We start from the raw sequence: 20672 nt of genomic DNA, 5'->3' as shown, positions 1-20672 counted from the left end.
GGCCGAGCAGGACGGGCTCACTCACCGCGCCACCACCTGAAGCTCGTTGATCTCGATATCGACCGGGCCCGTCGTGCGGGTGACACCGCCGATGCTTCCGCTGTCACCGCCGTTGCTGGTCCACCGCACCGACCAGTGCGTGGTCGCCCGGACGGTGTACGTGTCGGCCTCGGAGTAGCCGCTGTGGTAGCCGCAGTCGGGAGAGGGCTGCCCGGCGTGCGGGCCTCGGGCGCGGTACCGGGTGCCGGGGCCGGTGCAGGTGACCGTGTCGCCGTTGCCCATGTCCCAGACGACCCGGTTGACCCTGGCCCGGATGGTCACGGTGAGGCCGCGATCCGAGGCGGAGGCGCGCAACGGACCGAACTGGTTGGCACCTCGTTCGGCCCACATCCAGACCGGCAGACCGACAAGCCCGGGGCCGACGGACTTGCGCGGCGCGACCGCCGCCCGGGGCGCGAGCAGGGTGATCGAGGCGAACGCCCGGCGGGCCAGTTCCTCCGGGTCCGGCGGCGCGCCGAAGCCCTGCGGCGGCGCGTCCAGCAGCACCGTCCGCTGGTCACCCACGGCCCCGCCGTAGCAGGTCTGCACGTACCACTGCTGGCCCTCGGGCGCTTCCGGCTGCGGCTCGGCAAGCTTGTAGTAGCAGCCGTTGCCGCTGTTGAACCAGCCGAGCACGTCGTCGTAGCAGGGGATGGTGCGGCCCTCCCACTGGCAGACACCTCCGCCACCCCCGCCGCCGTTGTTGCCGCCACTGCCGTTGTCGCCACCGTTGCCACCGCCACCGGGGGTGCCCGGGTCGTCGTCCCAGACGTTGCAGTTCGGCTGGGCCGGCGGGCACTCGGCTCCGGGGTCGGCGGCGCTCGCCGGAACCGCGCCGCCGCTCGCCAGCAGCACCGCCAGCGCGCCGCCGAGCAACACCCGCGCAACGCCGCGTCTGCCGCTCCGCCCGGTCAGCACGGCTGGTCCTGGTGGGCGGCGCCGGTGCTGATCCGCCAGCGACCGTCGGGATAGCGGGCCGCCGTGGCGGTGGCCAGGTGGCGGGAGCCACGGGTACCCGGTACGACCTTGTCGTCGGCGAGGTAGATGAGCCGGTAGTTGCTGGCGTCGACGCAGTCCTGGATCTCCACCGTGGGTGGGCTGGCGTCCAGGTCCATCGAGATGACTGTGGGACCTTCGGAGCGCAGCGTGCCGGCGCTCACCGCGCCGTTCTGGCGGGCCTGCCGCAGGCTGAACCGGACCCGGGTCAGCAGCGGATCGGCGAGGAACCGGGTCAGCTCCGGCTCCTGCGGGTCGCTGCGCCGGCTCGCCGCCCGGGACGCCTTGAGGTAGCCGGAGTAGGCCGCCAGTGCCGCCTTCTCCGCTGCCGCCTCCTCGGCGGCCCGCTCGGCGCCGGCAGGTCTGTTCCGTTCGGGTGTCGCGGTGGTGGCCGATTCCTGGGTGCCGCCGCAGGCGGTGCTCGTGCCGACCGTGGCCACCGCGACCAGGCCGGCCGTCCAACGGCTCAGCTGCCGTGCTCGCACCTCGTGCCCTCCTCGGTGCCGACCGGCGGACGCCATCGTCAGCGTCTCCGGGCGTGCGGCGGCGCGACCGGACGGATCTCTCCGGCCCTGTTCCGTGCGCAGCCGCATTTACGGTTACGGATCTCTTATTGATGCACTGGCCTGGCTGCTCGTCGGTGGTGGACGTGGGTTGCGTCACATCCAAGGGGCGAGCATAGGCTGACGCCGGCCGATGCAACAGAGGCAATTCATGCGAACACGCTGAGTTATGAATGGTGGTGGTGCGGCATGGTTACCGGTAGGTTGCCAACGATGATCGGCTCGGGGTGTGGGGCGGCCGGGAGCGGGCGGCGGAGCGGGCGATCCCGGATTGATGGGGGCCCGAAACCGACGGGGCGCAATGTGGCGGGAAATGGCAATCGGTCCGATCCGTCCCCGACGGAAACGGTGCCAATTAGTCGTCAATTGCGGTCGATGGGAATTCCATCTGACCGTCCCGGGCGTTCTGACCGACTGTTGAACGGCGGTACGACAACCTGCGCCGCACATTCGGACCGCCACCCGAACCGACCGGACACACTACCCTCCGTGAAGGCGTGGTCGGCGTGACCCGGCAGCCCGCGCCGCCGGCACCGCCGGAGCGGACCGGCGCGGCGGACCCGTCACCGTCGGGGAACAGCCCCCGGTCGTGGCCTCGGGCCTCGGCCGTGCTGCCGATCACCCCGCTGCTGCGGTACGCGGTCGCCCGGCTTGCCGTACCGCCGGGAACCGCCCGCCGGACCGGCTGCGACGCCTGCGGCGCGCCGATCGGCCCGCACCGCCCCTGGCCGGCGCTCGGCCCGACCGCCCGCTGTGGCGGCTGCGGCGCCCGGGTCGGTGCCCCGGCGGCCAGCGTCGAACTGGCCACCCTGGCCGCCGTGGCCGCGCTGCTGCTGGCCCGCCCACCCGCCGTCGAGCTGGTCACCGCCGCGTGGTGGCTGGCCTTCGCGCTGCCGTTGCTCTTCATCGACGTCGCCGTGCACAGGTTGCCGGACCGGCTGACCCTGCCGGCCGCCGCCGGCACCTGGCTGCTGCTCGGGCTGGCCGCGCTGACAGGTGCCGGCGCGGCACCGTGGCTGCGCGCCATCGCCGCCGGGCTCGGGCTGGCGCTCTTCTTCGCCGCCACCACAGTGCTCCTCGGTACGCGGGGCTTCGGCATCGGCGACGCCAAGCTGGCGTTGAGCGCGGGAGCACTGCTGGGCTGGTACGGCTGGAGCGTGCCGGTGCTCGGCCTGCTGCTCGCGCTGACCCTGTCCGGGCTGGTCGCCCTGGCCCTGCTGGTCAGCCGCCGGGCCCGCTGGTCGAGTCACCTGCCGTTCGGGCCGTACCTGGTGCTCGGCACGCTCGGTGCGTTGCTGCTGGTGTGGTGAACGACGCTGCTGGTGTGGTGCACCGACCGGCGGGGAACTGTCAGCCCGCAGGGACCGTCGGAAACGCCTGGAGGCGCTGTGCAGCCCAATCTCGACCGGTCTTACCCCGAGACCGACGAGCCGCAGCCTGACGAGCGGTGGCGGATTCGGCGGACCTGGGACGACCTGGACCGGCTCGGTGAGACCGAGTCGGTCTTCGCGTTGAGCAACGGATGGCTCGGCTGGCGCGGCACCCTCGACGAGGGCGGGCCTGTCGACATGCCCGGCTGCTACCTGAACGGGCTGCACGAACGCCGTGAGCTGAGCTACCCCGAGGACGGCTACGCCTTCCCACAGCTCAGCGACACGGTGATCAGCCCGCCGAACGCCACGCTCGTCCGGCTCTGGGTCGGTGGCGAGCCGCTGGACCTGCGTACCGGCACGGTGCTCGCCCACGAGCAGGTGCTGGACCTGCGGGCCGGGGTGATCGAACGGCACACCGAATGGATCTCCCCGGCCGGCGTCGGGGTGCGGGTACGCAGCACCCGACTGGTGTCGCTGTGCCGGCGCCGGATCGCCGCCGTCGACTGGACCGTGGAGCCCCTGGACGGGCCGGTCGAGCTCCGGATCTGCGCGGACCTGCTGGCCAACGAGCGCATCCCGGAACGCGAGGACGACCCTCGGGCCGCCTCGCTGATCCAGGAACCGCTTACCAGCGAGCTGCACCGGGTCGACGGTGCGGACACGCTGCTGGTGCACCGTACCGAGCGCAGCGCGCAGCGGGTCGCCGTCGCGGTCGCGCACCTGACGGTGGTGCCGGAGCAGATCACCACCGGCACCGACGCCACCGTGGACCGGATCCGGCTCACCCTCACCGGGGCGCTGCGACCCGGCGAGCGGGTCCGGCTGACCAAGTTCGCGGCGTACGAGTGGGCACCCGTCGCCGACTCCTCGGTCGAGGAGCTGGCCGCCAAGGTGACCGCCGAGGCGGACGCCGCGCGTACGGACGGTTTCGGTGCGCTGCTGGCCGAGCAGCGGGCCGCCCTGGACAACGCATGGCGCACCGCTGACGTGCTGCTCGACGGCGACGAGGAGTTGCAGCAGGCGATCCGGTTCGCGATGTTCCACCTGATCCAGGCGGGCCGCTCGGACGGCGACCGGACCATCCCCGCGAAGGGGCTCACCGGCAACGGCTACGACGGGCACGTGCTCTGGGACACCGAAGGTTACGTGCTGCCGGTGCTTACCTACATCGCGCCGGCGGTGGCCCGTTCGGCGCTGCGCTGGCGGCACGCCCACCTGCCGCAGGCGTTCGACCGCGCGGCGGAGCTGCGGCTCACCGGTGCCACCTTTCCCTGGCGGACCATCAGCGGCGAGGAGTGTTCCGGCTACTGGCCGGCCGGCACCGCCGGGCTGCACGTCAACGCCGACATCGCCGACGCGGTCCTGCGCTACGTCGCGGCCACCGGCGACGAGGACTTCCTCGCCGGCCCCGGCCTGGAGCTGCTGGTGGCGACCGCCCGGTTGTGGCACGGCTTCGGGCACTTCACCGACGACGGCAGCTTCCACATCGTCGGGGTGACCGGCCCGGACGAGTACGCGGCGCTTGTCGACGACAACCTGTTCACCAACCTGATGGCCCGGCGGAACCTGCGCGGCGCGGCCGACGCCGTCGAGCGGCACCCGGAGGCGGCCGACCGGCTGGGCGTGGAGCCGGCCGAGGTGGCCGGTTGGCGGGCCGCGGCCGAGGCGATGACCGTGCCGTACGACCCGAAGCGCGGGGTGCACCAGCAGGCCGCCGGGTTCACCGACCGGCCGGAGTGGAACTTCGCCGACACCGGCGACGACGACTATCCGCTGCTGCTGCACTTTCCCTACCTGGAGCTGTACCGGCACCAGGTGGTGAAGCAGGCCGACCTGGTGCTGGCGATGCTGCGCTGCCCGGGGGAGTTCACCGCCGAGGAGAAGGCCGCCAACTTCGCCTACTACGAGGCGCGGACGGTCCGGGACTCGTCGCTGTCCGCCGCCCCGCAGGGGGTGCTCGCCGCCGAGCTGGGACACCTCGACCTGGCGTACGACCTGTTCGCCGAGTCGGTGCTCCAGGATCTTGAGGATCTCGGCGACAAGACGGGCGACGGGCTGCACCTGGCCTCGCTGGGCGGGGCATGGCTGGCGCTGGTGCAGGGCTTCGGTGGTCTGCGCGACGACCGGGAGCTGTTGTCGTTCGACCCACGGCTGCCCGACCGGATCGACCGCCTCGCGTTCAGCCTGCTCTGGCACGGCCACCGGCTGCACGTCACGCTCACCGCCGACGAGGCCCGTTACGAGCTGCCGGACGCCGCCGACGACGCCGCGGTCGAGCTGTGGCACCACGGTGAGCGGCTGCGGGTGACCGCTGGTCAGCCGGTCACCCGGCCCATGCCTGCGCTACCCGACTTCGGTCCCGAGCCACCCTCGCCACCCGGCCGCCGACCCGCCCGCCGCTGATCCTCGAAGCTCAGTGCACGGACGGCCCAGGCTGCGGCAGGTGGTCGCCGGGGTTCGGGCCGCCGGCCATCCGCTGCCGCACGGCCTCCAGCTCCTCGAAGGCGTACGCCCAGTTGTGGCACTTGAAACTGCGTAGCCCTTCGATCGGCGACCGGCAGTCGGCGCAGCGTACGCCGGGGATGGCGGCGGGCAGTCCGGTGTTGACGTAGCGGCGGTCGCCGAGGATCACGGTTGCGATCATCATCGGGTCGTGCACGCCCTTCAGGGCCGAGGCGACGATGTCGTACCAGGTGATCCGGCGACCGCACTTCGGGCAGTCCGGCTGGTCGCCGCTGACCCAGAGCGGCGCGCCGATGGTGCGGGGCGGCATGTTGAGCAGCTTCTCGATCCGCCGTACGTCGGACTCGGGGGTGGTCCAGCGGTGCCGGCCGGGCAGTGCAGCGGGCGAGTCGTAGACGGCTTGGAACAGGGCGGGTTCGACCTCGACGGTCTCGCGTTCGCTTGTCATCGGCGTCCCTCCCGGACTCTCGGCGCACCCACAGTGGTCACCGGCGGGTGACGGGCACAACCGGATCAACGACACGGCAGGGCGGCCGGCCCCGGGCTGGGCGTACCCGGGCGGGAAACGACCCGGGGCCGGCGGAGCGTTCAGGCGGGTGACGCGGTGGTGAGCGGTGCGACCGGCGTCGCCGGCCGGGTCTCGGTGAGCGCCTGCTTCCGGACACCGAAGATGATCAGGTAGCCGAGGATCCAGAACTCGCCCACGGTGGCGGGTACCACCAACAGGTCGGCGATGATCCCGGCGCCGGGGGCGAGGTAGCTGACGAAGGTCATGAGCAGGTAGCCCAGCCCACCGGCGACGAGGAGCCAGCCGAGCGGCCGGGGCAACCAACCCGAGCGCAGTACGCACCAGCCCATCGGGATCAGCCAGAGGCCGAAGAAGAGCCCGCCCACCCCCCACAGGTTCTCGCTGACGAGGTACAGCAGTTGCACGGTGTCGGCGGTCCCGCCGGCCCCGCCGGTGGCCACCCCCACGGCGGTCGCGAGCATGGCGGCGCTGCCGAGGATCGCCACGGCGTTGACGATGCCGAAGGCGGCGATGCTGCCGGCGGCGGTGCTGTCGACGGTACGGAACAGCCGGTAGAACCAGACGGCGGCGAGCGTCTGGGTGAGGACGACAAGCAGTTCGAGGGCCACCCCGAGACGCGCCAGCGACTGGTTGGCGACCAGGTTGGCGAGGGTCGCGTCGGCAGCACCGGCGTCGAAGATCATGGGGCGGATGGTGAGGAAACCCAGTGCGCCGGCGATGCCGAGGCCGAGGTAGAACAGCCCGGTCGTCCGGGCGGTGCGGATCAGCGGGTGCATTGTGGCTCCTTCGTTCGCAAAAGCTCGGGTGGCGAGATCAGCCTTACGTCGTAAGGCAACCATACGTTGTAAGGTCAAGGGGAGATGGGAGCCGCATGGGAGCGAGCAAACGCCGGGAGCCGCTGAGCCGGGACCGGGCGCTGGCCGCCGCGATCGCGCTCGTGGACGCGGAGGGGATGGCGGCGCTGACGATGCGCCGCCTCGCCGCCGACCTCGGCGTCGAGGCGATGTCCCTCTACCACCACCTGCCCGGCAAGGAAGGGCTGCTCGACGGCCTCGTCGATGCCGTGGTCGCCGAGATCGTCGCAGCCGCCGGAGCGGCTGAGACGGACGCGGCCGGCGGCGACTGGCGTACCCGGCTCCGCCTGCGTTTCCTCGCCGCGCGTGCAGTCATGCTGCGACACCCGTGGGCACCCGCGCTGCTCAGCTCCCGCCCGACAATTCCCGCCGGGGTGTACGGGTACTACGAGGGCATCCTCGCCACCCTGATCGACGGCGGCTTCTCGTACCGGATCGCCCACCGGGCGCTGCACGCGTTCGGCAGCCTGGCCCTCGGCTTCGCCCAGGAGGTCTTCCAACCCGCCACCGGTGCGGATACCGACGCCGCCGAGGCGGACCTGGCCGTGCTGGCCGAGCAGTTGCCGCACCTGGCGGCGATGGTCGCCGCCGAGATGCACGCTGCCACCGACCCGACCCTGGGCTGGTGCGACAGTCAGACCGAGTTCGAGTTCACCCTCGATCTGCTCTTCGACGGCCTGGAACAGGCGCGCAGCCGATCCGCCAACCCGACCGGCCACAGTGACCTGTGACTACGGCCACCGCTCACCCCGTCCGCCGACCGCTACCGTCGGCTGATGCAGGACATCGGCGGTATCGCGGAGGCGTTCCGGACGGCCCGTGGGTTCGGCAGCTCGCCGCTGTACAGCCGGCTGCTCGCGGTCGTGGCGGACGATGAGTCCCTGCTAGAACTGGCGGCCCGCACGCGCCCCGGCCAGCAGCCCACGTTCGCGCTCTTCGGCGCGGTCCACTACCTGCTGCTGGCCGGGACGCCCGATCCGCTGGCCGAGTACTACCCGTCTCTGGCCGGTGCCGCCGCTCGTCCCGTCGACGCGGGCACCGGCCCGGCCTTCGCACGCTTCTGCGCCGCGTACGCGACCCGGATCGCGTCACTGCTCGACAGGCGCCTGGTGCAGACCAATCACGTACAGCGTGCAATGGTGCTCCGGCTCGGCCTGGCGCTGCTGCGCCGCACGACATCGGAGCCCGTCTGCGTAGTCGAGGTGGGCTGTAGCGCGGGATTGAACCTCCGCGCCGATCGGTACGCCTACACCGTGGGTGGCACACCCGTCGGCGACCGCAGTTCGTCGGTCCACATCGAAGTGGACGTGCCGGACCCCGGTCCGCTGCCCGACCTGGACCAGCTACCGGAGATCGCCGACGCGGTCGGCATCGACCTGGCTCCGCCGGACCTCACCGACACCGACGACCGGGCGTGGCTGCGTGCGCTCGTGTGGCCGGAGAACTCGCATCAGGCGGCGCAGTTGCAGGCGGCGATGGCCGAGGCGGCGGCCGATCCGCCGCGCGTGGTGGCCGGCAACGCCATCGAGATCGGCCCCACGGTCGCGGCGACGCTGCCACCGGGGCTGCCGCGACTCGTCGTGCACACCGCGACGCGGATCCACGTACCCGCCGAGGAGCGTCCGGCGTTCGACGCTGCGGTGGCGGCCTTCGGTGCGGACGGGCCGCTGCTGCACCTCGCCCTGGAGGACGACCAGCTCGTCGCACCGTCGGGCCGGCCGGGCGTCGGCCTGACCGCCACCGACGCGACGGGAAGCCGGACCATCGCGGTCGCCGACGGCCACCTCGCCTGGTTGGAACCGCTCCCCGCGATGAACGACGGGTCCTAGCGTTATCGGCCCCGACCGGCGCTGCGGGAGCCCGCTCGGGCCGGGTGGCCCGGATGGGCGCGGCTGCACCGAGCGCGGTCCGACGCCGTCCGGCGGCCGAATCAGGAGCCGTTCCGCGCGTCGGCAAGCGTGGTGGCGGTGATCCTGATGTCCGTCACGCGGGCGCTGAGCCCGTCACCCATCGGCGACTGCACGCTGAATCCGACCCGGTGCCCGGCCACCGGCCCGAGCGTGAACAGCCGGGCGAGCGCCCAGTGCGCGCCGTCGTCGGAGTGGTGGAACGCGTACACCGCGCCTATGCGGGAGATCCGCAGCCAGGACCGTCCGGGCTGCGACACGGCGACTCCGTTGGCGTCGTCGGAGACCTCGCGGGTCACCACGGTGACGATCATGTCCGTACCGGCCGGTGATCGCTCCAGGGCCAGCTTCGCCCAGGTGGACGGCCCACCATGGATGAACAGCGTGACCGCGTCATAGGTTTCCGCCAGCGGTGCCTCGACCAGGGCGCTGAGCTGGAAGTCGTGGTCGATCCGGGTCAGGGTGAGCGGTGCCGAGCCGGTCGGTTCGCCGCCAGCCGGGTCGGCGAACCAGTCCGTCCGGGCGGACGCGCTCAGCAGCCCGACTCCTGGTGGCGCGACGCGATTGCCATCGACGTCCTGCCATTCGAGCCGCTCGATCGACATGACGGCAAGCGTGCCGGCGGGACTCGGCGACCGCAACCCGCTCGGACGGGTCTGACCAGCTCAGCCGCTCATGAGAGCGCTGCCACCTGGACGCCCGCCCGGCGCTGACCGGGTCTCGTCATGCCGTGCGCTCAGTGGAACAGGCGGGTGATGGCGACTTGCAACCGGATGATGTCGGTGATCGTGTACAGGCCCTCGCCCGGCCTGGGATCGGCGCTCAGCGGTGGTTGCTGGTGCGGAGCGGCCACCGCTCGGAACTGATTGGCGGGGTCGGGCAGGTAGGTGAGCCCGACCACCCCGAACCGGGCCTGGCCCCGGTCCCGGACGGCGGCCCGGCCGGCCAACTGGTCCGACGTCGGTGGCTGCGTGAAACGGCCGGAGTAGAACTCGATGACCGGGTACTCGTTGGTCCCCGCCAGCTGGTGTACGAACGCCGCGTAGTAGCTGCCCTCCAGCTGAACGGACACCACATCTCCCGGGCGCAGGAGCGTCGGGGTCCTGGGCCGGGGCGGCCGGCGAGTCAGTGGTGGCGGCGGCGCGGTCAGGAAGTTCTTGATGGCCGGAGACTGTCGGGCAAAGGCGTCGGAGAGCACGACGTCGCGGTTGAGCGCGTCGATGGCGGCCAGCGCGTGGGCCGTGACGGCTTCGTCGGCGAGGCCGTACCGATGCAGCAGGACGGCCATCGCCACCCAGCCGCGGTGCCGCGTCGCCGGGGCGGTGTCGTCGGCGTCGAGCAGACACCGCCAGCGGGCGAGGATTGGTGGGATCACCGCCCGTTCCATCTCGCGGTGATCCTTCGGGTGGGCCAGCATCTGCCAGCCCACCCACCGGGCCAGGTCCTCGTTCAGCGCGCGGACGAGGGCCGGCGCGGCGAGCTTGTCCAGAATCTGCTGATGCCTCACGCCGTGCGAGTCTGACAGACCTCCGCACCCGCCGTACCGGCGCTCATGACCGGAGGGTACGCAGGATACGGGCCAGCTCCACCCGATCGGCGGCGTCGAGGTGGCCGAAGAACCGGTCCGCCTCGGCTCGGCGGGCCGTCCGGATCGCGGCGCTGACCCGGCGGCCTTCCTCGGTGAGCGCGACCAGGGTGGCCCGTCGGTCGGCCGGGTCGGGTCGGCGGTTCACCAGTCCACGGGCTTCAAGGTCGTCGACGACCTCGGTGGCCGAACGCGGTGCGATGCGCAGGTGTTCGGCGAGCGTGCCGGGGCGTACCTCGCCGTGCCGCACCAGCACCCCGAGCGCCCGCGACTGGCTCGGGGTGACGTCCCACGGCGCGAGGGACTCCCGGGTCTGTCGGCGCAGTCGGGACGCCACCGCCCAGAACGTCTCCGACAGGCTTTCGTCGTCCGCGCTGCCGGCGGTCTCCGAGGTCACCGGAATACGGTAACAGCCGATGCGGTTGCTACCTCATGATGAGGTAACCTCAGCAAATCTGGCCCCTGATCCCCACCGAAAGGCAGTGCCTCTTGGAACCCAACCCCATGGGCCGCGACCGCGGCCACCGCACCCTCACCGCCGAGGAGAAGGCGCAGGCCCGTCAGGTGTCGCTGCGCCGCATCGGCCGCCTCTTCACGCCCCACCGGCCCGCGCTCGTCGCCGTCACCGCGATCATCGTGGTCTCCTCGATCATCGCGATGGCCAACCCGTTCCTGCTGCGTGCGGTGATCGACCGGGCGCTGCCGGAGGGCGACGTGACGCTGCTGGTCTGGCTGGTCGTCGGCATGGTCGCCGTGGCCGCCGTGACCGCCGCCCTCGGCGTCGTGCAGACCTGGATCTCCACCCAGGTCGGTCAGCGGGTCATGCACCGGCTGCGTACCGACGTCTTCCGCCACCTCCAGCGGCAGTCGCTCGGCTTCTTCACCCGTACCCGCACCGGAGAGGTGCAGTCCCGCATCACGAACGACATCGGTGGCATGCAGACGGTGGTCACCTCCACCGCCACCGCCGTCGCGTCCAACCTGACCACAGTGGTCGCGACAGCTGTCGCCATGCTGGCACTCTCCTGGCAACTCTCTCTGGTCTCGCTTGTCGTGCTGCCGCCGGCGATCTGGTTGACCCGCCGCGTCGCCCGGATGCGGCGCGAGATCACCGCCCAACGCCAGCGCGAACTCGCCGACCTCAACGTCACGGTCGAGGAAGGGTTGTCGATCAGCGGGGTGCAGCTCGCCAAGACGCTCGGCACCGGTCCCGCTCTCGTCGACAGGTTCACCGCCTCGTCGACCCGGCTTGTCGACCTGGAGTTGCGCAGCGAGTTGGCCGGTCGCTGGCGGATGGCCTCGATGAGCATCATCTTCGCCGCCGTACCGGCGGTCATCTACCTCGCCGCCGGGCTACCCGGCACCGCCGGCACCCTGAGCATCGGCACCCTTGTCGCGTTCACCGCCCTGCAGAGCGGCTTGTTCAGGCCGCTCATGGGGTTGCTCAACGTGGGTGTCTCACTCGCCGCGTCGCTGGCGCTGTTCGCCCGGATCTTCGAGTACCTCGACCTGCCGGTCGACGTGGCCGACCCCACCGAGCCCGTCCGGCTCGATCCCGCCCGGGTACGCGGACACCTGCGCCTGGCAGACGTCACCTTCACCTACCCCGGCAACGACACCGCCGCGCTCGCCGGGATCACCCTCGACGTGCCCGCCGGCACCAGCCTCGCCCTGGTCGGCGAGACCGGCTCCGGCAAGAGCACCCTCGCCGGGCTGATCAGCCGGCTGTACGACCCCACCGCCGGCCGCGTCACCATCGACGGCGTCGACCTGCGCGACCTGCGCCTGGCCGACCTGGCCGCGATCGTCGGTGTGGTCAGCCAGGAGACGTACCTGCTGCACACCACCGTCCGGGAGAACCTCCGCTACGCCCGCCCGGACGCCACCGACGCGGACATCGAGGAAGCCGCCCGCGCCGCGCAGATCCACGATCTGATCGCCGGGCTGCCCGACGGGTACGACACGGTTGTCGGCTCGCGCGGCCACCGGTTCTCCGGCGGCGAGAAGCAGCGGCTGGCCATCGCCCGTACGCTGCTGCGCGACCCGCGCATCCTGGTCCTCGACGAGGCCACAAGCGCGCTGGACACGGAGACCGAACGGGCCGTGCAGCGTGCGTTCGACGCGCTCGCCGAGGGCCGTACCACCATCACCATCGCCCACCGGCTGTCCACGGTCCGCGACGCCGACCAGATCGCGGTGCTCGACCACGGCCGGGTCGTCGAGGCCGGCGACCACCACAGCCTGCTGGACCGCAACGGCCGCTACGCCGCCCTGGCCGCCTGAGTGTCACTCGGCACCGACGGCGTGGCGGGCTCAGTGTCCCGACGGGCGGGGCCGTAGGCCGTCGAGGGCGGTGGTGACGACGCGGTCGGCGTACTCGGCGGTGAGCGGCCCCGTGCGCTGCAACCAACGGTTGAGCACCGGTCCCCAGATCATTTCCACGGCCACGTCGAGGTCGAGGTCCTCGGCGAGCTGCCCGGCCCGTTGCGCGCTGCGCAGCCGTTCCCGCTTGGCCGCCTTCAACGGCCCGTCCAACCGTTCGGCGTAGGTGGCCGCCAGCTCGGGGTCGTGCGCGATCTCGGTGGCCAGCGCGCGCATCGGCTTGTCGTACCGGGGATCGTTCAATTCGACGACAGTGGCGCGCAGCACCGCCGTCAGGTCGGCTGCCAGGTCGCCGGTGTCGGGCAAGGTCGGGGGCCCACCCGCTGCCCCCTCACTGAGCATGAGGAAGGCATCGAAGATGACTGTCCCCTTGGACGGCCACCAGCGGTAGATGGTCTGTTTGCCGACGCCGGCACGGGCGGCGATGCCCTCGATGCTGAGTTTGGCGTACCCGACTTCCTGGAGGAGATCGAACGCCGCGGTGAGGATGGCCCGTCGCGAGGCCTCTCTTCTGCGGGCCGGGTCGGGCGTCGCGCTGCGCTGTGCCGTCATGCACGCACCCTATCAAGAGCGAGACGGACCGTCTCGTCTTGACAGGTGGGCGGGAAGCGGCTAGCTTCTGTCCGTGAAACGAGACGGACCGTTCCGTCTCGCATCTGTGAGGGGGACCCGTAGATGCCCAGCTCCGCCAGCACCACACCGCGTACCTGGTTCATCACCGGCGCCAGCCGGGGTCTGGGCCGTGCGTTCGCCGTCGCGGCACTCGAAAGCGGTGACCAGGTGGTCGCTGCCGCTCGGACCGTCACCCGAGACGACTTCGATGAGCGGTACGGCGACCGGCTGCTCACCCTGCGGCTCGACGTGACCGACCGGGCGGCGGTCTTCGCCGCCGTGACCACAGCGGTCGAGCACTTCGGGCGGCTCGACATCGTCGTCAACAACGCCGGCACCATGTCCATGGGAATGATCGAAGAGTTCACCGAAGCTGAGGCGCGCAGCCAGTTCGAGGTGAACCTCTTCGGAGCACTCTGGGTCAGCCAGGCCGTGCTGCCGCACCTGCGCGCCCGACGCGCCGGCCACATCGTGCAGATCTCCAGCATCGCCGCACTCGGCGGATTCCCGACCACCGGCATGTACAGCGCGAGCAAGTTCGCCCTCGAAGGCATGGCCGAGTCCCTGGCGATGGAGGCGGCGGCCTTCGGCGTCAAGGTCAGCATCGTGCAGCCCGGCGGCTACTGGACCGACCTGTACACCAGCATGACCTCCACCAGCCCGATCGATGCCTACGCGCCGTTGCGGGCCGAGATCGAGCGGCAGTGGGCGGAAGGCTCGATCGACAGCGAGCCCCGGCTCGCCGCCGAGGCGCTGCTCAAACTTGTCGACAGCGACGACCCACCGCTGCGTCTCCTGCTCGGCAGCATGGTCTACGACCTCGCGTTCGACATCTCGCGTCGGCGGATGGACACCTGGGCCAGCTGGGAACAGGTCAGCCGAGCCGCCGAGCACGCCGTCCCGGCCCCCGGCGGTGAGCACTGACCAGCTCATCCGGTGTGCCGGTGACGCATCGGACCGATTTGGCTAAGCTGTTAGCTAACGAGGAGGTCAGATGATGTCGGCCGAAGCCGTGCACTACAACATGCATGACGCCAAAACCCACCTGTCGCGCATCATCGAACGGGTCGAACGCGGCGAAGAAATCATCATCGACCGGGCGGGCACGCCTGTTGCGAAGGTGGTGCCGCTGGTGCGGCGGGCGAACCGCACCGCGATCGGTTCCCTCGCCGGCCAGTTGGACCTCTCGGGTGACTGGGACTCCCCCCAGACCAATGCCGAGATCGCCGCCGACTTCGGCATCGGCGCATGACCCTGCTGCTCGACACGCATGTCGTGCTCTGGGCCATCACCGGCGATGCCACCCTCAGCACTGAATTCCTCGAGCAGCTACGCCACGAGCCGGACATCTTCCTCTCCCCGGTCAGCCTGTGGGAGATCACCATCAAGCAGAACGCCGGGAAACTTGGTGGCCCACCTGATCTGGCGGAGCGGGTGAGGGACATGGGCTTCCGAGAGCTCCCGGTGACCTACGCCCATGCCATCGCCGCCGGCCGCCTGCCACCGCACCACCGTGACCCGTTCGACCGCATGCTCGTGGCGCAGGCGATCACCGAGAGGTTGACCCTGGCCACCCGCGACGTATCGATCGCGCGGTACGACGTGGACGTCCTCAAGGTGTGACGGTGCCCTGACCGTCGCCCGGCCGCTATCGGTCGCCGTAGTGGTAGCGGCAGGCGACGATCTCGACGTCCTCCTTGGTGATCCGGTACACCAGCCGGTGTTCGCGATCGATCCGGCGGGACCAGAAGCCGGACAGCTCGCCCCGCAGGGGCTCCGGCTTGCCGATGCCCTCGTACCCGTTGCGCATCACGTCCGCGATCAGGTCGTTGATGCGCTTGACCAGCTTGCGGTCGGTGTGGCTGAGGTACTGGCTCCATGCTGTCGCGGTGAAGACCAGCCTCACGCGGCGTCCCGCCCGGTGTCCGGGTCGGTCAGCTCCCGCTCAGCCGTGTCGCCCTGCTCAAGCTCGGCGATCGATCGGCGCAGGGCTGCGGCGTTGCTCGGGCTGCGCAGGAGGTATTCGGTTTCCTTCATCGACTCGTATTCGGCCAGCGACACGATCACCACGGGCTCGTGGCCCGACCGGGTCACCACCACTTCCTCGGCGTCGTTGATGACGCTGTCGAGTTCGGCGGCGAGGTTCTGGCGTAGCTGGGTGAAGTTCACGGTCCGCATGACCACCTCCAGTGCAGGTACAGAAAACTGTACCTCGGAGTGGTTGGTGTCTCCCTCTCGGTCGTTGCTGCGCCGCCCCGGACCGCGGCGACAGTGACCCGAAAGGCGCCGCTGACCTGCGTAAGAGTGGGCCGCCAGGGACTCGAACCCTGAACCTATGGATTAAAAGTCCACAGCTCTGCCATTGAGCTAGCGGCCCGCGCGCTCAGGTTACCGGACACCTCCGGGAGCGGGCTCGCGGCTTCCGGCCCCGCTGTCGATGCGTGGTGGCGGCTCCGGCCAGGGTACGGGTGGACGTCGGCTGGCAGGATCGGCTGGGCCGGCGCGGACCTCGTCGCTGGTCGGGCTGCCCTGTGTCTCTGGAGGTGCCGCATGTCGGAGCCGATTCGGCTCGCCGTCCTGGCCGGGGCCACGCTGACGACCGGGCTGGTGGCGGGGCTGTTCTTCGCGTACGCCTGCTCGGTGATGCCGGGTCTGGCCGCGACCGACGGTCGGACCCTGGTCGGCACCATGCAGTCGATCAATCGGAAGATCATCAACGGCTGGTTTCTGTCGGCCTTTCTCGGTGGGCCGCTGCTCGTGGTGGTGGCGGTGGTCGGGCATCTCGGCGCTGGCGGTGCGGTGCTCGGCTGGCTGATCGCCGCGCTGGTCAGCCATCTGATCACGCTCGGGGTGACGGGGCGGTGCAACGTGCCGCTCAACAACCGGTTGGAGGCCGCCGGGCCGGTCGACGGGATCGACGATCTGGCAGAGGTACGGCAGTGGTTCGAGGCGCCGTGGGTGCGGTGGAACCTGGTCCGTACGGTCAGCTCGGCCGCCGCCTTCGCCTGCCTGATCGGCGCGCTGCTCGTCCGCTGAGCAGCCGGTGCCCCGCCGCAGCCGCGACTCGGTGCCGCGAGCGCGTAAAAGACGACAGCCCCGGCGGGGGTGCTTGGAAAGCGGCTGACCGGGTACGGACCGGGCATGCGGATCGTGGTCGTGGGAGCGAGCGGGAACGTCGGGTCGGCGCTGCTGCGTCGGTTGCGGCGCGAGCGCGACGTGGAGATCGTCGGGGTGGCGCGGCGGCTGCCACCGGACGGGGCGGGTGAGCCGTACGACGCGGTGCGGTGGCACTCCTGCGACATCGGGCTGGCGGGCGCGGTGGACGAGCTTGCCGGCGTCTTCGCCGGTGCCGACGCGGTGGTGCACCTGGCCTGGCAGATCCAGCCCAGCCACGACCAGCACGTGTTGCGGCGGACAAATGTCGGCGGCAGCCGGGCGGTGGTCGACGCGGTGCTGCGCGCCCGGGTGCCGGCCCTGGTGTACGCCTCGTCGGTCGGCACCTACGCGCCCGGCCCGAAGGACGCGCCGATAAGCGAGCGCTGGCCGACGACAGGCGTGCCCGGATCGTCGTACAGCCAGGACAAGGCGGCGGTCGAGGAGATGCTCGACGGGATCGAGCGGAGCCATCCGAGCCTACGGCTGGTCCGGCTGCGTCCCGGGTTGATCTTTCAACGGGAGGCGGGCACCGAGATCAGCCGCTACTTCCTCGGCCCGCTGGCCCCGGTGCGGCTGCTCCGGTACGGCCGGCTGCCGCTGGTGCCGACGAATCGTCGGCTGCGGATGCAGGTGGTGCACGCCGACGACGTGGCTGACGCCTACGCCCGGGCGATCATGAGTGACGCCCGTGGCGCTTTCAATGTCGCCACGGACCCGGTGCTGACTCCCGAGCTGGTGGCCCGGCACTTCCACGGCTGGACGGTGCCGGTGGCCGCCCCGGTGCTGCGGGCCGCCGCCGCGCTCACCTGGCGGGCGCGGCTGCAACCTGTCGACGCGGGCTGGGTGGACCTGGCGCTCAACGCGCCGCTGATGTCCAGCGAGCGGGCCGAAACCGAGCTTGGCTGGCGCCCGAGTGTCGACTCGGTGAGCGCCCTGCGGGAGCTGTTCCGCGGCTTGGCCGACCGGTCGCAGACCGCCAGCCCGCCCCTGTCCATCTCGCCCACCTTCCCCGCAGGCGTCGGCAACCCCTACTGACCTTGGGTCAGCGGACGGTGGAGGCGGTGAATGTCGGTTTGCCGGAGCCCTGGAAGAAGATGCCGGGGTGGGTCTGGAAGCCCCGGCTGGGGTTGCGGCGCAGGGTTGAGTTCTCGATGCGCAGGGTGCCGGTGCGGTCGTTGCTGACGAAGAAGATCGCCCCACCGCCCTCCCGGGCGTCGTTGTCCTCGACGACGGTGCCGGCGAGGCGTACGGAGAACGTGTTGCCGTCGCAGTAGATCGCCCCGCCGCTGCCGCCGCCAGGCGTGCCGGAGCGGGCCGGGTTGGCGCCCTCGCCCACCGCGTCGTTGTTCCGCAGCACGCTGTTGAGGACCACCCAGGACACGCCGATGCTGCTCAGTGCACCGCCGTTGGCGCAGGAACCGCCGGTGAAGGTGCTGTTGACCACGTACACCGGCTGGTCGTCGTGCTGGTCGAGGACCCGGATCGCGGCACCGCCCAGGTCCGGGCCGGTCCGGTCGCAGCGGTTGTCGACGAAGCGCGAGTTGACCACCTTGAACCGGCCACCCCGGACGAAGATCGCCCCACCGCCGCCGCCCTCGGTGCGCTGGCCGGTGGCGTCACCGTCGGCGAAGGTGAGGTTCTGCACGGTCAGTCGCGGGTGATCCTGGTTGTCGCAGTGCGAGGTGGTCCAGCCCTGCAACGCGTCGCAGGTGTTCATGTAGAGGATGCGCCGCTTGCCCTGCCCGCTGAGGGTGACCTTGCCGCCGCCGTCGAGCACCACCTGCGGGCCGTTGGCGTTGCGTACCTTGGCGGTGGCGGTCATCCGGATGGTGACCGGGTCGGGGCCGCAGTCGAAGGTGATGATCCCGCCGGCCGCGACCGCCCGGATGACGGCGGCGGAGGTGCAACTGTCGGCGGTTCCGTTACCGACGGTACGGGTCGGCTTCGACGTGTCGACCGCCCGCCCGGCCGCCGGTACGGTCACCCGTCCGCTCGGGTTGCCGGTGTCGCGTGGCTGCCGGGACGCGCCGGACGGGGAGGGGCTGGCAGTGGGGTCCGGGCTGCCCAACCCGGTCTTGGCCGCCGGGTTGGCCTGCGCGCCCGGCTCCTGCCCCGGCGTGGGTGTCGAGGAGGCGTCGCCCACCGGGGCCTGCGCGCCGCGCGGGTCGGCGCTCGGCACGGACGGGCTGCACGCGGTGAGCACGGCGATGGCGACGCCGAATGCGACAGTGGCGGTGGAGGATCGGAGGCGCACCCCGTGATGCTAGGGCCTGTGTCAATGAAGCCTGTGTCGATGTAGCCGAGTCCGCAGTGGGCCGGACGGATCAGGCGATCGGCACGTGGTGCAGGTGCCGCCGCTGGCGTAGCCGGACGGCGAAGACTCCCGCCACCGTCACGATCAGCAGCACGGTGACCACCATCCCGTGCAGGAAACCGCGGGTCAGGTAGCCGTCGTCGGTGTGGTCCACCGCCCAGGTGGCGATCTCCCGGCTCGACCAGAACGGTGTCAGCTTCGCCCCCGCGTCGGCCGGGTCGAGCAGCATCTGCATCGCCACCACGGTGAGCAGCAACAGTGTGCCCTCCAGCTCGCGGGGCAGCAGCGCGCCTATCAACATGCCGAACGGTGCGGCCACGGCCACGCAGCAGAGCATCGCCACGGCGATCCCGCCGTACCGCAGGTTGTTCGCGTCGACGACGGTGAGCAGGAAGAACGGCACCGCGATGGCCAGCCCCAGCGCCCACAAACCGAGCATCCGCCCGAGGTAGAGGTGGTGCGGCCGGTAGCCGGCGAGCCGGAGCCGGGGCTCCAGTTCGCGGGCCGCGCTGGTGGCGAAGAGGGCTGCGGTGCTGACCGCCCAGCTGATGCCGAGCAGCAGCGCACGCACGGACTGCCCGACGTAGGAGTCGCGCCGGATCAGCCAGAAGGTCAACGGCATCAACAGCAGAAGCAGGATCACGCCCCGCCGGCGCGCCAACTCCCGCAGCGTCATCTCGGCCACGGTGACCAGCCGGTTCACGATCGGCCTCCCTGGTGGGCGGGGGTCAGGTCGAGCACCAGGTCGACCCGGTCGAGCTGGTTGAGCAGGTGGGTGACCACCACGATGGCCCGTCCCTCGTCGCGCAGCCGGGTCAACTGGTCCCAGAGGTTGACGTAGCTGCCCTGGTCGAAGCCCTGGTACGGCTCGTCGAGCAGCAGCACGTCCGGCTGCGTCAGGGTGGACATGGTGAGGTTCAGTTTCTGCCGCGTACCGCCGGAGAGGTGGCGGGCGAGCACGGCATCCTCGGCGTCCCAGCCGAGCTGCCGGGCTGCCGCGCGGCCGGCCCGCCGGGCCGGCCCCCGAGGTACGCCCTGACCGGCACCCACGAGCACGAAATGCTCGTCCGGCAGCAGAAAGTCGGCGGTACCGCCCTGCTGCGGGCAGTAGCCCAGCCGACCCGAGACGGTCACCTCCCCGACGTCCGGTGAGACCAGACCGGCGCAGATCCGCAGGAAGGTGCTCTTGCCGCAGCCGTTCGCGCCGACCACCGCGGCGATCTGCCCGGCCCGTACGGTGAGCGACGCGTCGCGGAGCACCACGTGCCGGCCGTACCGCTTGGTGATGCCCCGGGCGTGCAGCCGGACGGGGCCGGGGCGCGGGCCGGGCGCGGTGCCGATGCTCTCCACGATGGCGGCGGCGTACGCCTGCGGCGAGCCGAAGACCAGCCACGGATCACCGCCGCCCTCGCGGAGGTGGGTGGCCGCCTCGGCGACCACATGCCGGGCGGCGTCGCCGCCCACCCGGCGCTGGTACAGCTCGGCCGCGAACGCCCGCAGCCAGTCGTCGGCGTTCACCCGTCGACCCCCTTCGTGACGATGCTGGTCACCGGGGCCACGAACGCCAACCAGGCGTTGCCGCCGTGCCGCAGGGCCGCTCGCCCGTCGTCGGTGAGTTGGTAGTACTTGCGGGCCGGACCGGAAGCGCCCTCCCGCCACCGCGCGGTGACCAGCCCGGTGCGTTGCAGCCGCAGCAGCACCGGGTAGAGCGTGCCGCCCTGGATCGGTCCGACGCCTGCGGCGTCGAGCGACTGGGCGAGCTGGTAGCCGTAGGACTCGCCGTCGCGCAGCAGGGCGAGCACGCAAAGGTCGAGCACCCCGCGCAACCACTGCCCCCGACGGTCGGAATCCACAGGCCGAACCCTAGTGCCGCTATCTAGATGGCACAACTACCTAGTG

The 20672-nt window shown here is 71.3% G+C and carries 24 protein-coding genes and 1 tRNA gene; 10 read left to right on the top strand and 15 right to left on the bottom strand.

Features of this window, described 5'->3' with window-relative positions:
• Positions 1-21: 21 nt before the first annotated feature.
• Positions 22-957 carry a hypothetical protein gene (locus CLT74_RS20660; RefSeq protein WP_099848046.1) on the bottom strand — a complete coding sequence of 312 codons (936 nt, stop codon included), beginning with the start codon at positions 955-957 and terminating at the stop codon, positions 22-24.
• A complete protein-coding gene (locus CLT74_RS20655; RefSeq protein WP_486582434.1) occupies positions 951-1556 on the bottom strand; it encodes a hypothetical protein in 606 nt (201 codons plus the stop codon). Before CLT74_RS20655 ends, CLT74_RS20660 begins: the two co-directional genes overlap by 7 nt.
• A gap of 650 nt (positions 1557-2206) precedes the next feature.
• On the opposite strand from CLT74_RS20655, the gene CLT74_RS20650 reads away from it, so the two are divergent.
• Positions 2207-2908, top strand: a complete 702-nt coding sequence (locus CLT74_RS20650; protein WP_486582748.1) for a prepilin peptidase — start codon at positions 2207-2209, stop codon at positions 2906-2908.
• Between the two features lie 78 nt (positions 2909-2986).
• On the top strand, positions 2987-5374 hold the full coding sequence (locus CLT74_RS20645) for a glycosyl hydrolase family 65 domain-containing protein (RefSeq protein WP_099848042.1): 2388 nt from the start codon (positions 2987-2989) through the stop codon (positions 5372-5374).
• 10 nt (positions 5375-5384) lie between these two features.
• Here CLT74_RS20645 and CLT74_RS20640 read toward each other — a convergent pair whose 3' ends face one another.
• Positions 5385-5882, bottom strand: a complete 498-nt coding sequence (locus CLT74_RS20640; RefSeq protein WP_099848040.1) for a hypothetical protein — start codon at positions 5880-5882, stop codon at positions 5385-5387.
• A gap of 140 nt (positions 5883-6022) precedes the next feature.
• A complete protein-coding gene (locus CLT74_RS20635) occupies positions 6023-6739 on the bottom strand; it encodes a DUF4386 domain-containing protein (protein ID WP_099848038.1) in 717 nt (238 codons plus the stop codon).
• 95 nt (positions 6740-6834) lie between these two features.
• Here CLT74_RS20635 and CLT74_RS20630 point away from each other — a divergent pair, with 95 nt between their 5' ends.
• Positions 6835-7548, top strand: a complete 714-nt coding sequence (locus tag CLT74_RS20630) for a TetR/AcrR family transcriptional regulator C-terminal domain-containing protein (protein ID WP_099848036.1) — start codon at positions 6835-6837, stop codon at positions 7546-7548.
• Positions 7549-7593: 45 nt separating this feature from the next.
• Positions 7594-8646, top strand: a complete 1053-nt coding sequence (locus CLT74_RS20625) for a DUF2332 domain-containing protein (protein WP_099848034.1) — start codon at positions 7594-7596, stop codon at positions 8644-8646.
• Between the two features lie 101 nt (positions 8647-8747).
• On the opposite strand, the gene CLT74_RS20620 is transcribed toward CLT74_RS20625, so the two are convergent.
• The 3 genes from CLT74_RS20620 to CLT74_RS20610 all read right to left on the bottom strand — a co-directional run bounded on the left by CLT74_RS20620 (position 8748) and on the right by CLT74_RS20610 (position 10706).
• Entirely contained in the window at positions 8748-9329 is a 582-nt protein-coding gene (locus CLT74_RS20620; protein ID WP_099848032.1) for a DUF1349 domain-containing protein, read from the bottom strand.
• Positions 9330-9460: 131 nt separating this feature from the next.
• A complete protein-coding gene (locus CLT74_RS20615; RefSeq protein ID WP_099848030.1) occupies positions 9461-10231 on the bottom strand; it encodes a hypothetical protein in 771 nt (256 codons plus the stop codon).
• Positions 10232-10274: 43 nt separating this feature from the next.
• A complete protein-coding gene (locus CLT74_RS20610; RefSeq protein ID WP_099848028.1) occupies positions 10275-10706 on the bottom strand; it encodes a MarR family transcriptional regulator in 432 nt (143 codons plus the stop codon).
• Positions 10707-10813: 107 nt separating this feature from the next.
• On the opposite strand from CLT74_RS20610, the gene CLT74_RS20605 reads away from it, so the two are divergent.
• Entirely contained in the window at positions 10814-12592 is a 1779-nt protein-coding gene (locus CLT74_RS20605) for an ABC transporter ATP-binding protein (RefSeq protein ID WP_199172407.1), read from the top strand.
• A 30-nt stretch (positions 12593-12622) separates the two neighbouring features.
• Here the strand turns inward: CLT74_RS20605 and CLT74_RS20600 are convergent, their stop codons facing one another.
• Positions 12623-13243, bottom strand: coding sequence for a TetR/AcrR family transcriptional regulator (locus CLT74_RS20600; protein WP_099848024.1), 621 nt, complete (start codon positions 13241-13243; stop codon positions 12623-12625).
• A 123-nt stretch (positions 13244-13366) separates the two neighbouring features.
• Here CLT74_RS20600 and CLT74_RS20595 point away from each other — a divergent pair, with 123 nt between their 5' ends.
• The 3 genes from CLT74_RS20595 (at position 13367) to CLT74_RS20585 (ending at position 14926) form a co-directional block, all read left to right on the top strand.
• Positions 13367-14227 (top strand): SDR family oxidoreductase, encoded by an 861-nt coding sequence (locus tag CLT74_RS20595; protein ID WP_099848022.1) that lies wholly within the window; start codon positions 13367-13369, stop codon positions 14225-14227.
• A 73-nt stretch (positions 14228-14300) separates the two neighbouring features.
• The gene (locus CLT74_RS20590; protein WP_099852486.1) at positions 14301-14555 is read left to right on the top strand and encodes a type II toxin-antitoxin system Phd/YefM family antitoxin; all 255 of its coding nucleotides are present in this window, start codon (positions 14301-14303) and stop codon (positions 14553-14555) included.
• The gene (locus CLT74_RS20585) at positions 14552-14926 is read left to right on the top strand and encodes a type II toxin-antitoxin system VapC family toxin (RefSeq protein WP_099848020.1); all 375 of its coding nucleotides are present in this window, start codon (positions 14552-14554) and stop codon (positions 14924-14926) included. The genes CLT74_RS20590 and CLT74_RS20585 overlap by 4 nt, the downstream gene beginning before the upstream one ends.
• A 25-nt stretch (positions 14927-14951) precedes the next feature.
• Here the strand turns inward: CLT74_RS20585 and CLT74_RS20580 are convergent, their stop codons facing one another.
• The 3 genes from CLT74_RS20580 to CLT74_RS20570 form a co-directional block, all read right to left on the bottom strand.
• On the bottom strand, positions 14952-15209 hold the full coding sequence (locus CLT74_RS20580) for a Txe/YoeB family addiction module toxin (RefSeq protein WP_099848018.1): 258 nt from the start codon (positions 15207-15209) through the stop codon (positions 14952-14954).
• Positions 15206-15481 carry a type II toxin-antitoxin system prevent-host-death family antitoxin gene (locus CLT74_RS20575; RefSeq protein WP_099852482.1) on the bottom strand — a complete coding sequence of 92 codons (276 nt, stop codon included), beginning with the start codon at positions 15479-15481 and terminating at the stop codon, positions 15206-15208. Before CLT74_RS20575 ends, CLT74_RS20580 begins: the two co-directional genes overlap by 4 nt.
• 127 nt (positions 15482-15608) lie before the next feature.
• Positions 15609-15680: transfer RNA gene (locus CLT74_RS20570), tRNA-Lys, on the bottom strand.
• A 173-nt stretch (positions 15681-15853) separates the two neighbouring features.
• On the opposite strand from CLT74_RS20570, the gene CLT74_RS20565 reads away from it, so the two are divergent.
• Both CLT74_RS20565 and CLT74_RS20560 read left to right on the top strand, forming a co-directional pair.
• Positions 15854-16339: an anthrone oxygenase family protein gene (locus tag CLT74_RS20565; RefSeq protein ID WP_099848016.1), complete on the top strand. Its 486-nt coding sequence runs from the start codon at positions 15854-15856 to the stop codon at positions 16337-16339.
• A 105-nt stretch (positions 16340-16444) separates the two neighbouring features.
• Positions 16445-17494 (top strand): NAD-dependent epimerase/dehydratase family protein, encoded by a 1050-nt coding sequence (locus CLT74_RS20560; protein ID WP_099852478.1) that lies wholly within the window; start codon positions 16445-16447, stop codon positions 17492-17494.
• A 7-nt stretch (positions 17495-17501) separates the two neighbouring features.
• Here the strand turns inward: CLT74_RS20560 and CLT74_RS20555 are convergent, their stop codons facing one another.
• The 4 genes from CLT74_RS20555 to CLT74_RS20540 all read right to left on the bottom strand — a co-directional run bounded on the left by CLT74_RS20555 (position 17502) and on the right by CLT74_RS20540 (position 20626).
• The gene (locus tag CLT74_RS20555) at positions 17502-18713 is read right to left on the bottom strand and encodes a hypothetical protein (protein ID WP_099848014.1); all 1212 of its coding nucleotides are present in this window, start codon (positions 18711-18713) and stop codon (positions 17502-17504) included.
• A gap of 70 nt (positions 18714-18783) precedes the next feature.
• On the bottom strand, positions 18784-19476 hold the full coding sequence (locus CLT74_RS20550) for an ABC transporter permease (protein WP_099848012.1): 693 nt from the start codon (positions 19474-19476) through the stop codon (positions 18784-18786).
• The gene (locus CLT74_RS20545) at positions 19473-20291 is read right to left on the bottom strand and encodes an ABC transporter ATP-binding protein (protein ID WP_099848010.1); all 819 of its coding nucleotides are present in this window, start codon (positions 20289-20291) and stop codon (positions 19473-19475) included. The genes CLT74_RS20550 and CLT74_RS20545 overlap by 4 nt, the downstream gene beginning before the upstream one ends.
• Positions 20288-20626 carry a PadR family transcriptional regulator gene (locus CLT74_RS20540; RefSeq protein WP_099848008.1) on the bottom strand — a complete coding sequence of 113 codons (339 nt, stop codon included), beginning with the start codon at positions 20624-20626 and terminating at the stop codon, positions 20288-20290. The genes CLT74_RS20545 and CLT74_RS20540 overlap by 4 nt, the downstream gene beginning before the upstream one ends.
• Positions 20627-20672 lie beyond the last annotated feature (46 nt).

The organism is Verrucosispora sp. CNZ293, assembly GCF_002754655.1.
The sequence above is the reverse complement of the archived record's forward strand: the minus strand, read 5'-3'. Positions and strand labels throughout refer to the sequence as shown.